At 71.0% G+C, this 13,498-nt stretch carries 12 protein-coding genes; 8 read left to right on the top strand and 4 right to left on the bottom strand.

Annotation, left to right across the window (positions count from 1 at the left end; all coding sequences use genetic code 11):
- The first annotated feature begins 104 nt into the window (after positions 1–104).
- Entirely contained in the window at positions 105–1,748 is a 1,644-nt protein-coding gene (locus OG329_RS13625) for a choice-of-anchor I family protein (protein ID WP_405795247.1), read from the top strand.
- Positions 1,749–1,794: 46 nt separating this feature from the next.
- On the opposite strand, the gene OG329_RS13620 is transcribed toward OG329_RS13625, so the two are convergent.
- Positions 1,795–2,655 carry a helix-turn-helix domain-containing protein gene (locus OG329_RS13620; RefSeq protein ID WP_405795246.1) on the bottom strand — a complete coding sequence of 287 codons (861 nt, stop codon included), beginning with the start codon at positions 2,653–2,655 and terminating at the stop codon, positions 1,795–1,797.
- 154 nt (positions 2,656–2,809) lie between these two features.
- Between OG329_RS13620 and OG329_RS13615 the strand changes: the two genes are divergently transcribed.
- A complete protein-coding gene (locus tag OG329_RS13615; RefSeq protein WP_405795244.1) occupies positions 2,810–3,157 on the top strand; it encodes a DoxX family protein in 348 nt (115 codons plus the stop codon).
- Here OG329_RS13615 and OG329_RS13610 read toward each other — a convergent pair.
- On the bottom strand, positions 3,154–4,791 hold the full coding sequence (locus OG329_RS13610) for an amidohydrolase family protein (protein ID WP_405795243.1): 1,638 nt from the start codon (positions 4,789–4,791) through the stop codon (positions 3,154–3,156). The genes OG329_RS13615 and OG329_RS13610 overlap by 4 nt on opposite strands.
- A gap of 116 nt (positions 4,792–4,907) precedes the next feature.
- On the bottom strand, positions 4,908–6,197 hold the full coding sequence (locus OG329_RS13605; RefSeq protein ID WP_405795241.1) for an amino acid deaminase: 1,290 nt from the start codon (positions 6,195–6,197) through the stop codon (positions 4,908–4,910).
- 238 nt (positions 6,198–6,435) lie between these two features.
- Here OG329_RS13605 and OG329_RS13600 point away from each other — a divergent pair, with 238 nt between their 5' ends.
- The 6 genes from OG329_RS13600 to OG329_RS13575 all read left to right on the top strand — a co-directional run bounded on the left by OG329_RS13600 (position 6,436) and on the right by OG329_RS13575 (position 12,222).
- The gene (locus OG329_RS13600) at positions 6,436–7,476 is read left to right on the top strand and encodes a sugar kinase (protein WP_405801810.1); all 1,041 of its coding nucleotides are present in this window, start codon (positions 6,436–6,438) and stop codon (positions 7,474–7,476) included.
- Positions 7,473–8,273, top strand: coding sequence for an IclR family transcriptional regulator (locus OG329_RS13595; RefSeq protein WP_405795240.1), 801 nt, complete (start codon positions 7,473–7,475; stop codon positions 8,271–8,273). Before OG329_RS13600 ends, OG329_RS13595 begins: the two co-directional genes overlap by 4 nt.
- The gene (locus OG329_RS13590; protein ID WP_405795239.1) at positions 8,270–8,689 is read left to right on the top strand and encodes a RidA family protein; all 420 of its coding nucleotides are present in this window, start codon (positions 8,270–8,272) and stop codon (positions 8,687–8,689) included. The genes OG329_RS13595 and OG329_RS13590 overlap by 4 nt, the downstream gene beginning before the upstream one ends.
- Before the next feature lie 193 nt (positions 8,690–8,882).
- Positions 8,883–10,361 (top strand): GntP family permease, encoded by a 1,479-nt coding sequence (locus tag OG329_RS13585; RefSeq protein ID WP_405795238.1) that lies wholly within the window; start codon positions 8,883–8,885, stop codon positions 10,359–10,361.
- A gap of 15 nt (positions 10,362–10,376) precedes the next feature.
- Positions 10,377–10,826, top strand: coding sequence for a hypothetical protein (locus tag OG329_RS13580; RefSeq protein ID WP_405795237.1), 450 nt, complete (start codon positions 10,377–10,379; stop codon positions 10,824–10,826).
- Positions 10,827–10,914: 88 nt separating this feature from the next.
- Positions 10,915–12,222, top strand: a complete 1,308-nt coding sequence (locus tag OG329_RS13575; RefSeq protein WP_405795236.1) for an Nramp family divalent metal transporter — start codon at positions 10,915–10,917, stop codon at positions 12,220–12,222.
- A gap of 126 nt (positions 12,223–12,348) precedes the next feature.
- Here the strand turns inward: OG329_RS13575 and OG329_RS13570 are convergent, their stop codons facing one another.
- The gene (locus OG329_RS13570) at positions 12,349–13,416 is read right to left on the bottom strand and encodes a chitinase (RefSeq protein ID WP_405795235.1); all 1,068 of its coding nucleotides are present in this window, start codon (positions 13,414–13,416) and stop codon (positions 12,349–12,351) included.
- Between the last annotated feature and the right edge of the window lie 82 nt (positions 13,417–13,498).

The raw sequence follows: 13,498 nt of genomic DNA, 5'->3' as shown, positions 1-13,498 counted from the left end.
GGCGCGAACGCCCGGCGGGGCCCGCGTTTTGTTGAGGCAGTCTTCACCGGATATCCCCGGGAGGTTCACCCAGTGAGCGGGGGTTCACATAACGCTGAGCCCTCATGAAGAAGCGCAGCACACTCCTCGCCCTGGCCACCGTCACGGTCATGGCCGCCACCACCGCACTGCTGCCGTCGGCACAGGCCACCGGCTCCCACGCCAAGCCGGGCCACGGCGGCAGACCAGGCAGCGGCGGCACGCTCGACCTCACCCTCCTCGGCCGCTACGAGAGCGGCAAGTACGACGAGGGCGGCGCGGAGATCACCGCGTACGACTCCAGGACCCGCCGGGTCTTCACGATCAACGCGCAGGCCGGCACCGTCGACATCCTCGACATCCGCAACCCCGCCGAGCCCCGCAAGACCGGGCAGCTCGCCACCCCCGGCGCCAACAGCGTCGCCGTCCACGACGGTCTGGTCGCCGTCGCGCAGCAGGCCACGGCCAAGACCGACCGGGGCACGGTCTCGTTCTTCCGCGCCTCCGACGGACGCAAGCTGAAAGAGGTACGGGTCGGGGCCCTGCCCGACATGGTGACGTTCACCCCGGAGGGTGACCGCGTCGTCGTCGCGAACGAGGGCGAGCCCGACTCGTACTGCCCGCCGGGCGGCGCCGAGCCCGCCGGCATGGACCCCGTCGGCTCCGTCAGCGTCATCGACCTGGACCGGGGACGCGGCGACCTGCGCCGCGCCACCGCGCGTACCGCCGGCTTCGGGGAGTGGGACGGCAAGAAGGAGGAGCTGACCAAGGACGGCGTACTGATCTACGGTCCCGACGCCTCCGTCGGCCAGGACATCGAGCCCGAGTACGTGGCGGTGTCCGAGGACGGCCGCACCGCCTGGGTCACCCTCCAGGAGAACAACGCGCTCGCGCTCGTCGACCTGCGCCGCGCGGAGGTCGAGAAGATCGTCCCGCTCGGCGAGAAGGACCACTCCAAGCCCGGCAACGGCCTGGACGCCTCCGACAAGGACGGCGGCGTCAACATCCGTACGTGGCCGGTCAAGGGCCTCTACAAGCCCGACGCCATCCACGCCTTCACCGCACGCGGCGGTGAGTACACCGTCAGCGCCAACGAGGGTGACGCCCGCGACTGGGCCTGCTTCTCCGAGGAGGTGCGGGTCAAGGACGTCGTGCTGAACCCGCAGGCGTTCCCGGACGCCGCCGCGCTCCAGAAGGACGGCGCGCTGGGTCGCCTCAACATCACCAGCACCTCACCCGTCGACAGCCAGGGCCGGGTCACCGAGCTGAACTCGCTGGGCGGTCGCTCGATCTCCGTACGCGACGAGAACGGGCGCCTCGTCTGGGACTCCGGCGACGACCTGGAGCAGTTGACGGCCAAGGCGTTCCCGGAGAACTTCAACACCGACCACGCGGTGAACGCCCCCGACAGCCGCAGCGACAACAAGGGACCCGAGCCGGAGGGCATCACCACCGGAACGGTGCGCGGTACGACGTACGCCTTCGTCGGTCTGGAGCGGCCCGGCGGTATCGCGGCGTACGACCTGAGCGACCCGCACCGCCCGAAGGCCGCCGGATATGTCAACTCCCGTGATTTCGCGGGCGATCCGAAGGCCGGTACGGCGGGGGACCTGGGCCCGGAGGGCGTGCTGTTCGTCGCGGCGAAGGACAGCCCGACCGGTGACGCGCTGCTGGTGGTCGGCAACGAGGTGAGCGGGACGACGGCGATCTACCGGGTCGGCAACGCGTAGGCGGCAACCCGTAGGCAGCGACCCGTAGGCAGCGACCCGTGAGGGGTCAGCCGGCGACCGCGCGCAGCGCGCCCGGCCGACGGCCCGCGAGCGCGTCCAGCGCGGTGGCCGTCGCCTCGTCGGCCGGCAGATGGACGACGAGGCGCGCCCCCGCCCCCTCGGGCAGCTCCAGGGTCTCCTCCGCCAGCCGCAGCTCACCCGCGCCGGGGTGCGTCAGCCGACGCACCCCGGCGCGTCCGGGCGCGCGCAGGGGCTGCTTCCACCGTTCGGTGAACTCGGCGCCCGCCAGCAGGGTCAGCTCCTCGACGAGCGCGACAAGGTCCGGGTCGTCCGGCAGGGAGCCGATCCTGAGCCGGGCGATCTGATCGTCCGCGACGGACTCCCACCCCGGGTACGCGGCGCGGGCCCGGGGGTCGGTGAACAGGAACCGGGGCAGGCTGGGCACGGGCGCGTCCAGCAGACCGACCGGGCCGAACAGCCGCTCGTAACCGGTCGTGCGGGCGACCACCTCGCCCAGCCGGTTCAGCAGCACCGCCGGTGCGGGCTCCAGATGGTCGAGCAGGGCGCGCAGCGTGGGCCGCACCTCCCGGTCCGGCGGGCGGACCGTACCGAGGCAGAGCTTGCTGGAGCCCATCGTCATCTTCACGACGTGCATCAGCTCGTCGCGCGCCTCGGTGGACAGCCGCAGCGCGTCGGCCAGCGCGGCGAGGATTTCCAGGGAGGGGTGGCGGTCCCGGCCCTGCTCAAGCCGGGCCAGATACTCGACGCTGATCCCGGCGAGCATGGCCAGCTCGGACCGGCGCAGGCCGGGCGTACGGCGCCGGCTGCCGGCCGTCAGCCCGACGTCGGCGGGGCTCACGCTCTCGCGTCGCGCCCGCAGGAACCGGCCGAGCTCGCTGTCACTCACCCGACCGAATGTACGCCCACGCGCTGAGCGGATCGTAGCCCTCCCACTACCAGCCTGGGCCCGGCCTTCCTCCGGGCGGTCGGCGCGGGCAGGGTGAGGGCGGCCGGAACCGTCCGGTCCACCCCCCACCCTGTTCGTCTTCCGAGAGGTCCCCGTGTTCATCGCCTATGCCGTCGTCGGCATCCTGCTCGCCGCCGCGCTCGGCGCCTCGGCGTTCGCCATGGCCACCCGCCAAGAGGCGATCGTCGCCTCGATGACGAAGCTGAGCGTGCCGGACTCCTGGCCGCCGCGGCTCGCCTCCCTCAAGGCGGCGGGCGCGCTGGGGCTGCTCGTCGGTCTGTGGGTGCCGTTCATCGGAGCGGCGGCGGCGGTCGGCGTCGTCCTGTACTTCGTCGGCGCGGTGATCTTCCACGTACGGGCGAAGGATTACGCGATCGCGCCGCCGGTGGTCCTCGTCGTGCTGGCCGTCGCCGCGCTGATCCTGCGGATCGCGACCGCCTAGGCATCTGTGGGCGTACGGCGTACCGACCGTCCCGCCAGGACGTCCGTGCGCCGCCCGTCCTCGATCACGAAGCGGCCGTCGATCAGCACATGCGGGATCCCCACCGGAAGGGTGCGCGGCGCCGCGAAGGTCGAGCCCGCCGCCACCGTCTCCGGATCGAACAGCACCAGATCCGCCCGGTAGCCCTCACGGACCAGGCCCCGGTCCTTCAGGCGCAGCCGGGCGGCGGGGCGCGAGGTCAGATGGGCCACGCACTCCTCCAGTGACAGGACGCCCAACTCCCTTACGTACCGGCCCAGATACTGCGGGAAGGTGCCGTACGCGCGCGGGTGCGGCTTCGCGCCCTGGAGGATTCCGTCGCTGCCGCCCGTGTGCACACGGTGGCGCATGATCTCCCGCACGTTCTCCTCGTGCCCGACGTGCTGGAGGATCGTGGAGCCGAGCCGGTCGTCGATCAGCAGCTTGCGGGCGGTCAGCCAGCCGCTCTCGCCGCGCAGCTTCGCCGTCTCGGCGATCGTGCGGCCGACATGCGCCGTGAGCGCCGGGTCGGCCACGCCGGAGATCTCGATGGTGTCCCATTCGATGGGCACCCCGTGGCAGCCGTCCGCGCCGATCTCCTCCATGTGGTGGCGGATCTTCTCGGCCGTCGCCGCGTCGCGCAGCCGCTCCAGGATCGCGTCCTGGCCGCCCGCGCTCGCCCAACTGGGCAGCATCGCCACGAGGGTTGTACAGCCGGGGGTGTACGGATAGGTGTCGAGGGTGATGTCGGAGCCGTCGTCCAGCGCCTGGTCCAACAGGGCGATCAGATCTGGTGCCTTGCCCTTGTTCACGCCGAAGTTCATGGTGGCGTGGGCGAGATGGAGCGCGCAGCGGGCGCTGCGCGTGAGGTCGACCATCTCCTCGTACGCGCGCAGGGCGCCCGCGCCGTAACTGCGGTGGTGCGGGCAGTAGTAGCCGTTGTGGCGGGCCACCACCCGGCACAGCTCGGTGAGTTCGGCGTCGTCCGCGTACATGCCCGGCGTGTACGTCAGCCCGGAGGACATGCCGACCGCGCCCTGCTCCAGGGAATCGGCGAGAAGTCGGCGCATCCGGTCCAGCTCGGCCGGGGTCGCCGGGCGGTCGTCCTGGCCGACCGCGTACATCCGGAGCGTGCCCTGCGGCACGAGATACGCCGCGTTGACGGCGATGCCCCGGCCGTCGAAGCCGTGGTCGAGGCGGTCCAGGTACTCACCCACCGTCCGCCAGTCGAAGTCGACCGACGTGTCGCCGGGCCCGCCGCCGTTCCAGCCGGTGATGGCCCGGCGGACCTCGGCGAGCGTGGTGTCGTCCACAGGGGCGTACGACAGCCCGTCCTGACCGATCACCTCGAGGGTCACGCCCTGCGCGGCCTTCGCCGAGTGGTCGGGGTCGCGCAGCAGCGCGAGGTCGCTGTGCGCGTGCATGTCGATGAAGCCGGGCGCGAGGGCGAGCCCCGCGGCGTCGATGACGCGCGCGCCGGAGAGCCGGGGACCGCCCGCGCCGGGCGAGGGCCGCCGTATCTCCGCGATACGGCCGTCGGTGACGCCGACGTCCGCGCGGTAGGAGTCCTGACCCGTGCCGTCGACGACACGCACGTCCCGTATGACGAGATCCATGACGCAACCGCGCTTTCCTCAAGGTGACAGGGGAGCATTGCCGGGTCCGCCCGGTCGGCGGTTCGTGGGCGGTTCGTGGGCGGTCCGTCCTCGATCGCCGGACGGGCCGCCGAGCGTCAGAAGAACGTACGGATCAGATCCGTGACCGTGCCGTCCGCCTCGGTCAGGGGGATCAACTGCCACTTGTCGAACGCCGTGCACGGGTGCGAGAGGCCGAAGCCCACCCAGTCGCCCACCTCGATCACCGCGTCCGGCGAGGTGTGCAGCTTGCCGTGCTGGTCCGACAGGCCCGTGACCGTGATGCCGCGCGCCGGGCGGATCTCGCCGGTGCGCGCGTCGCGTACGACCTGCGCCTCGGGCAGGTCGAGGTCGTACGCCGCGTCCCGCTTGCCCGCGTTGACGAACGCCTGCTCCGGCGACGGGCGCGAGATCACCTGCGCCCAGAGCCGGAAGGCCGGCTGGAGCGCGCCCTCGGCCGGGACCCGGTTGAAGGGGGTCAGCCGCTTGTAGTGGCCGTCGTCGTGGGAGACGTACGCGCCGGAGCGCAGCAGCTTCAGCACGGGGCGCGACAGGACCGGGATGTCGGCGAAGACGTCCGCGACCGCGTCGAACCACGCGCTGCCGCCCGCGCTGATCACGATCTCGTCCACGGTCCCGGAGAACCGGCCCGCCGCGTCGAACTCGGCGGCCAGCGCGGTCAGCCGGCGCAGCCAGGCGCGTACGTTGTCGTTGTCGGCGTGCGGCACCTCGCCCTCGTAACCGGCGACACCGACCAGCCGCAGCGTCCCGGTGGCGGCCACGGCGTCCGCGACCCGCGCGCACTCCGCCTCCTTGCGGACACCGGTGCGCGCGCCGTCCCCCGCGCCCAGCTCCACGACGACGTCCACGGGACGCGAACCGCCCGCCGCCCGCAGCGCCTCGTCCATCAGCTCGACGCCGCGCACGGAGTCGACGTAACAGATGAAGCGGAAGCCCGGATCGCCGTCCAGCTCGGCGGAGAGCCAGCGCAGCGCGACCGCGTCCACGACCTCGTTGGCGAGGAAGATCCGCTGGATGCCGAACGCCCGGTAGACACGCACCTGGTGGGGGAGCGCGGCGGTGATCCCCCAGGCGCCGTACTCCAGTTGGCGCGCGAAAAGCTGCGGGGACATGGACGTCTTGCCGTGCGGGGCGAACGCGAGGCCGTGCCGCTCGGAGTACGTCTGAAGAAGCGCGAGGTTTTGGGTCAGGGACTCGGCCGACAGGGCGAGCACCGGGGTGGTGAAACCGCCCGTGAAGAGGTTGCGGTGCTCGGCGGCCAGCTCGGCGACCGTGAGACCGTCGGCGTCCGGCGGCAGCCCTTTGAAACGGTGGTCGAGACGCTCGTTCCTCAGGTGCTCTTCGCTGAGTCGTCCGCCGACCGCCATAGGGCCTCCTCCATCTGTCTCGTTGCAACATGTGCAACGCCCATTGCGTATAACGCTTGACGCTGTCTAACATCCGAGCCGTTGCCGGGTCAATGACGGGCCCGGCGCCCCGGCCGACAACCCCGGCCGACAGATGAGCGAGGAGCCCCGAGTGCCCGCAACGGTAGAAGCGGACCCGACCAGGCCCGGCGGGCCCGAGGCCACCGAGGCCACCGAGGTCGTCTGCCTCGGCGAGTCCATGGTGACCTTCCTCCCCTCGCGCCCCGGCCGCCTCGCCGACGTCCCCTCCTTCGCGCGCACCATCGGCGGCGCCGAGTCCAACGTCGCCTGCGCGCTCGCCGCCGCCGGACACCCGGTGAAGTGGATCAGCCGCGTCGGCTCGGACGGCTTCGGCGACCATCTCGTGGAGGCCATCGGCGCGTACGGCGTCGACACCTCGGCCGTACGCCGCGACGCGGACGGCCGCCCGACCGGTGTCTACTTCCGTACGGCCACCGACCGCTCCACCACCGCCCACGAGGTCGCCTACTATCGCGCCGGATCGGCCGCCTCCGCGATGTCCCCGCGGACGATGGACCGCGCCGACCTGTGGTCCGGCCGTGTCCTGCATCTGTCGGGCATCACAGCCGCGCTCTCGGACGACTGTCTGGCCCTGATGCGCGAGCTGTCCGAGCGCCGGGCGGGCCGGCCGCTGCTGTCCTTCGACGTCAACCACCGTCCCGCGCTCTGGCGCGACGACTCCGGTCCGGACGTGCTGCTGGAGATCGCGCGCGGCGCGGACCTGGTCTTCGTCGGCGACGACGAGGCCGCGCAGGTCTGGGACCTGCACAGCCCTCAGGCGATCCGCGAGGCGCTGCCCGAGCCGGCGGTGCTGGTGGTGAAGGCGGGGGCGGACGGCGCCACCGCGTTCGTACGGGACCCCGACAGCGGCGTGGACACCGTCACCTCCGTGCCCGCCCTCGGCGTCGACGTCGTCGCGGCCGTCGGCGCGGGCGACGCTTTCGCCGCCGGCTTCCTGTCCGCGACCCTCCGGGACCTGCCGGCCGCCGCCCGACTGCGCCACGGCCATCTGATGGCCGCCGCCGTACTCACCGACGCGGGCGACGTCTGCGTCCCGCCCGCCCGCGCGCACGCCGACCGCCTCGCCGCACTGGACGACGCGGCGTGGGGCGCGCTGCGGCTCGGCCCCGGCTGGACCTCCGAAGCGGCGGACAGCGCGACGCCGGACAGCGCGACGCCGGACAGCGCGACGCCGCAGGGCGCGGTCCCCGCCTCATGAGCCAGACCGTCGACCGCGCGCTGAGCATCCTGCCGCTCCTCGCCCAGGGCCCCGCCGACCTCGGCCAGGTCGCCGCGCGTCTCGGCGTACACAAGTCCACGGCCCTGCGGCTGCTGCGCACCCTCCACGAGCACGGGCTCGTCTACCGCCAGCAGGACCAGCGCTACCGCCTCGGCGCCCGCCTCTTCGCGCTCGCGCAGGAGGCCGTGGAGAGCCTGGACGTACGTGAGATCGCCCACCCGCACCTCATCGCGCTGGGCGAGCAGTGCGGGCACACCGTCCATCTCGCCGTCATAGAGGACAGCGACGTCCTCTACATCGACAAGGTCGAGAGCCGCTACCCGGTCAGGATGTACTCCCGGATCGGCAAGCCGGTCGCCGTCACCGTCGCCGCCGTCGCCAAGCTGCTCATCGCCGACCTGCCCGAAGCCGAGCGCCGCGCACTCGCCGAGCGGCTCGACTTCCCCATGTACACCCCCCGTTCGATCCCGAACGCCGCCGCCTTCCTGAGGGAGTTGGCGACCGTACGCGAACAGGGGTGGGCCACCGACCTCGGTGGCCACGAGGAGTCCATCAACTGCGTCGGGGCGCCGATCCGCGGCGCGGACGGCCGGGTCGTCGCCGCCATGTCGGTGTCCGCGCCGAACGTCGTCGTCACCGCCGACGAACTCCTCGCCCTGCTCCCGCTGTTGCGCCGCACCGCCGACGCGATCAGCCGTGAGTACTCGGGGCACCCGCACCATCCGGAACCCGTACCCGTACCCGTACCCCCTGCTCCACGGAAAGAGATCTCATGAGCGACCAGACCGCGAAGACCGCAGTCGTCCCCGCCACGCACGCCGCGCCGCCGGCCAAGTTCTCCCACGGTGTCCGCAAGGGCAACATCCTCCAGGTGGCCGGCCAGGTCGGCTTCCTCCCGGCCGTCCCTGGCGAGGCCCCGACCGTGGCCGGACCGACGCTGCGCGAGCAGACGCTCCAGACCCTGGCGAACGTCAAGTCGGTTCTGGAGGCGGGCGGTTCGGGCTGGGACGACGTGATGATGCTGCGCGTCTATCTCACGGACGTGGCGCACTTCGCCGAGATGAACGAGATCTACAACACCTACTTCGAGGAGCAGAACCTCAAGGACGCGCCGGCCGCCCGTACGACGGTGTACGTCGGGCTGCCCGCCGGACTGCTCATCGAGATCGACGCGCTGGCCGTCCTGGGCTGATCCGGCCCGACTTCCCGGTCCCACGGCGCGGCGCCCGTTCCCCGGCACCGCACGGGCGCCGCGCCGCGATCCCCCCTGCCCGGACGCACGAACCGCGCCGACGCGTGAACCGCACGGACCGCGCCGACGCACCGCGGTGACCGGCTGCTCCAACGCTCGTACCGCTCTGACGCTCGAAAGCACGAGGCCCCCCATGCTGCTCGCCGCCCCCGCACCCCCCGCGCCCGAGGCCCCGCCCCACACCGGCGGACTGCTTCTGCTCATAGACGGGACGGCCGGTCTGCTGACCGTCGCCGTCCTCGGAATCGTTCTCCTGCTCGTCCTGATCATCAAGGTCAGGCTCCAGCCGTTCGTCGCCCTGCTCGGTGTCTCCATAGCCGTCGGCCTCGCCGCCGGACTGTCGGTGACCGAACTCTTCGGCACCGTCCAGAAGTCGGCCGCCGTCTCGATGATCGAGTCCGGCATGGGCGGCATCCTCGGCCATGTCGCGATCATCATCGGACTCGGCACGATGCTCGGCGCGATCCTCGAAGTGTCGGGCGGCGCCGAGGTGTTGAGCACCCGGCTGCTCAACCTCTTCGGCGAGAAGCGCGCCCCGCTCGCGATGGGCGTCACCGGTGTCGTCTTCGGTATCCCGGTCTTCTTCGACGTCGGCATCTTCGTCCTCGCGCCGATCGTGTACGCGGCGGCCAAGCGCTCCGGCAAGTCGATCCTGCTGTACGCGATGCCGCTGCTCGCCGGACTGTCGATGACCCACGCGTTCCTGCCCCCGCACCCCGGCCCCGTCGCCGCCGCCGGTCTGTTCAATGTCGACCTCGGCTGGGTCATCCTGATGGGTGTCGTCGTCGGCGTCCCGGCCGTGCTCGCCGCCTGGGTCTACGCCGCGTGGATCGGAAAGCGCCTCTTCGTCGACGTACCGCAGGACATGGTCGAGGCGGCGGCCGAGGCCAAGAGCGCCGTCGCCGCCGAGCAGGAGGCGTCGGGCGTCACCCCGCCCGAGCGGCCGGTCGCGCTCGGCACGGTGCTCGCGATCATCGGCACCCCGCTCATCCTCATCCTGCTCGCGACGTTCTCCTCCATCGCCCTGGACCCGAGCACGTTGCGGTCGGTGGTCGAGTTCTTCGGCCACCCGTTCGTGGCGCTGACGATCGCGCTGCTGCTCGCGTACTACCTGCTCGGCATCCGGCGCGGCTGGTCCCGCAAGTCCCTGGAGACCGTCTCCACCGCGTCTCTCAAGCCGGTCGGCAACATCCTGCTGGTCGTGGGCGCGGGCGGGGTGTTCGGAGCCGTACTCAAGGGCAGCGGCATCGCCGACGCGCTCGCCGACACCTTCAACGACGTCGGTCTGCCGGTCATCGTGCTGGCGTGGCTGATCTCGGTCGTGCTGCGCGTCGCCCAGGGCTCGGCGACGGTCGCGATCGTCACCACGGCGGGCATCGTCGTACCGCTGGTCGAGGGCCAGTCCATGTCGCAGGCGCATCTCGCGCTGATCATCATGGCGATCTCGGCGGGCTCGATCTTCGCCTCGCACGTCAACGACGGCGGATTCTGGATGGTGGCCAAGTACTTCGGCATCTCCGAGCGCGACACCCTCAAGTCGTGGACGGTGCTGGAGACGGTCCTGTCGGTGGCCGGATTCGTGGTCGCCGCGCTGCTCAGTCTGGTGATTTAGGTACGGTACGGCTCCATGTACCCGGAACCGAACCCGTATTTGAATCCGCCACCGCAGCCACCGCAGCCACCCCTGCCGCCACAGCCGTACGGGCAGCCACCGCCGCAGCCGAACCCCTACCTGTCCCCACCACCCCAGCCGCAGGCGAGCCCGCCCGCGAACCCGCACGCCAATCCGGAATTCCTCGCCGCCGACAGCCGCAGCGGCATCGTCGTGGACGAGACCGGCGTGACGTTCGACTTCGAGGGGCAGAGCGCCGAGTTCCCGTGGGCGGAGATCCAGAGCGTCCACTCCAAACCGGGCGTCGGCGGCCACCGGCTCATGGTGGCCGTCGTCCTGCCCGGCGGGAAGTTCTACGAGTGCGGGGTGAAGGCCCGTAACCGCGTGACGCTGGAGCACTGGTTCCGCGACCTCGGATACGTACTCCATGTCTATCTCAGCCGCCGGGACCGGCCGGCCCCCTGAACCCGGACCGTCGGCCCTCTTGCGCGATCTTCGCCGTCCCGCTTTGGTGACCCGAGTCACTGACGGGGACGAGTGTGGAGGTCGACGCATGGCAGATATCACCGACAGCGGTACGGACACCACCAAATCACAGCCACGCAAGTCGAGTTGGAGATACATCGGCCCCGGCATCGTCGTGGCCGCGACCGGTGTCGGCGCCGGTGACCTGGTCGCCACCCTCATCGCGGGCAGCAAGTTCGGCTACACGCTGCTCTGGGCCGCCGTCATCGGCTGCGTCGTCAAGATCTCCCTCGCCGAGGCGGCCGGCCGCTGGCATCTGGCCACCGGCCGTACCCTCTTCGAGGGCTGGCGCAGCCTCGGCCGGTGGACCACCGTCTACTTCGCGGTCTACGTCGTGGTCTGGGGCTTCGTCTACGGCGCGACCGCCATGTCCTCCAGCGCCCTGCCGATCGTCGCGCTCTTTCCGGACGGTCCCGGGCTGAAGACCTGGGCCGTGATCACGGGACTGATCGGCCTGGTCTTCGTCTGGTTCAACCGGTACGCCGTGTTCGAGAAGGTCATGACGGTGCTGATCGGCACCATGTTCGTCGTGGTCGTGTACGTCGCGATACGCGTCGCGCCCGATCTCGGCGCGGCCTTCGCGGGGCTCGCCCCCGTACTGCCGGACGGCTCGCTGCTGTACACCCTCGGTCTGATCGGCGGGGTCGGCGGCACGATCACCATGGCCGCCTACGGGTACTGGGTGAACGCCAAGGGCTGGACCAACACCGGCTGGATGAAGGTGATGCGCCTGGACAACCGCGTCGCCTACATCACCACCGGCATCTTCGTCGTCGCGATGCTGATCGTCGGCGCCGAGCTGCTGCACTCCTCACAGATCGCCCTCACCTCGGGCGACAAGGGCCTGGTCGAACTCGGCGGCATCCTTGAGGAGCGCTTCGGCGGCACGACGGCGAAGCTGTTCCTGGTCGGCTTCTTCGCCACGTCCTTCTCGTCGCTCATCGGCGTGTGGCACGGCGTGAGCCTGATGTTCGCGGACTTCGTCGAGCGCTGGCAACTCGACCGCAAGGGCGTCCCGGTCGAGCGGGGGACGGCGGCGGAGGTCGCGGCGGGCAGGCGGGAGCGGTCGGTGCCGTTCCGGGTGTATCTGCTCTGGCTGACCTTCCCGCCGATCACCCTGCTCTTCCTGGACGAGCCGTTCGGCCTGGTCGTTGTCTACGGCGTGCTCGGCGCCTTCTTCATGCCGTTCCTGGCACTGACACTGCTCGTGCTGCTCAACTCCTCGCGTACGCCGAGGGAATGGCGCAACGGCAAGCTGAGCAACGGGATGCTCGCGGCGGGCGGGCTGCTGTTCGTCGTGCTGTGTGTGCAGCAGGTGCGGGATCTGCCCTGGTGAGAGCCGGGTGACAGCACACGGTGGCGCCGTCGGGGTCCGACGGCGCCACCGGTCTGCGGGGGGTGGACTTACGGGGTTGCCGCTACGGCGGTTCTACGGCGGTTCTACGGCGGTTCTACGGCGGTTCTACGGCAGGGCGTGCACGTGCGGGCCGACCGTCCTGGACCAGGCGTTGCCGTTGGACGCGTCCCAGTTGGTGGACCAGGCCATCGTGCCGCGCAGGCCCGGGTAGGTCTTGGACGGTGTGAAGCTGCCGCAGTTGGTGCCGCGCGTCAGACAGTCCAGCGCGTTGTTGACGACGGTCGGGGCGGTGTAGCCGCCGCCCGCCGCGCTCGGCGAGGACGGCAGACCGAGACCGACCTGCGAGGGGTCGAGGCCGCTCTCGAGCTGGATGCAGGCGAGGGCGGTGAGGAAGTCGACGGTGCCCTGTGCGTAGACCTTGCCGTCGCAGCCGAGCATGGTGCCGCTGTTGTAGTACTGCGTGTTGACGACGGTGAGGATGTCCTTCACCGCGAGTGCCGTCTTGAAGTACTCGGTGCCGGTGTTCTGCATGTCGATGGTCTGCGGCGCCATCGTCAGGACGAAGCCGGGGCCCGCCTGACCGGCGATCGACCTCAACGCCTGTGTCATGTAGGTGGAGTTGATGCCGTTCTCGAGGTCGATGTCGACGCCGTCGAAGCCGTACTCGTTCATCAGCGCGGACACGGAGGCGGCGAAGGCGTTCGCCGACGCCTCGCTGTTGACCGCGACGGTGCCCTTCTCGCCGCCGATGGAGATGACGACCGACTTGCCCGCGGCCTGCTTGGCGGCCACGTCGGCCTTGAACCGCGCGTCGGTGTAGCCGCCGAGACCGGCCGAGTCGAGCGTGAAGTCGACCTGTCCGGGCGTGCCGGTCGCGTCCGCGAACGCGACGGCGATGATGTCGTAGTCGTCCTGGACCTGGGCCAGCGTCTGGACGGTGGCGCCGTTGTTGAAGTTCTGCCAGTACCCGGTCACGGCGTGGGCCGGTACGGCGGCGGGGGCGGGGGTGGGGGCGGCGTTGGCCGCGGGTACGGCCAGTCCGGCGACGGCGAGAACGCCTGCTACGGCAAGGACTTTGAGCGTGTGCACTGCATGGCCTCCGTGGGGGGAGATGTGGGGGGTGCGGTACGGAACGGTGGCCACCGTTTGGACGTACAAACTGGTCCAGACCATTGGTCTTGTCAAGGGCCTGGACGCGATGGCCCCGCAGCAGCGCCGCCGGGGGAGCGGCGGCGCTGCTGGTCTGTGTGTGTGG

This window comes from Streptomyces sp. NBC_01506 (assembly GCF_045040295.1).
GTDB lineage: Bacteria > Actinomycetota > Actinomycetes > Streptomycetales > Streptomycetaceae > Streptomyces.
The sequence above is the reverse complement of the archived record's forward strand: the minus strand, read 5'-3'. Positions and strand labels throughout refer to the sequence as shown.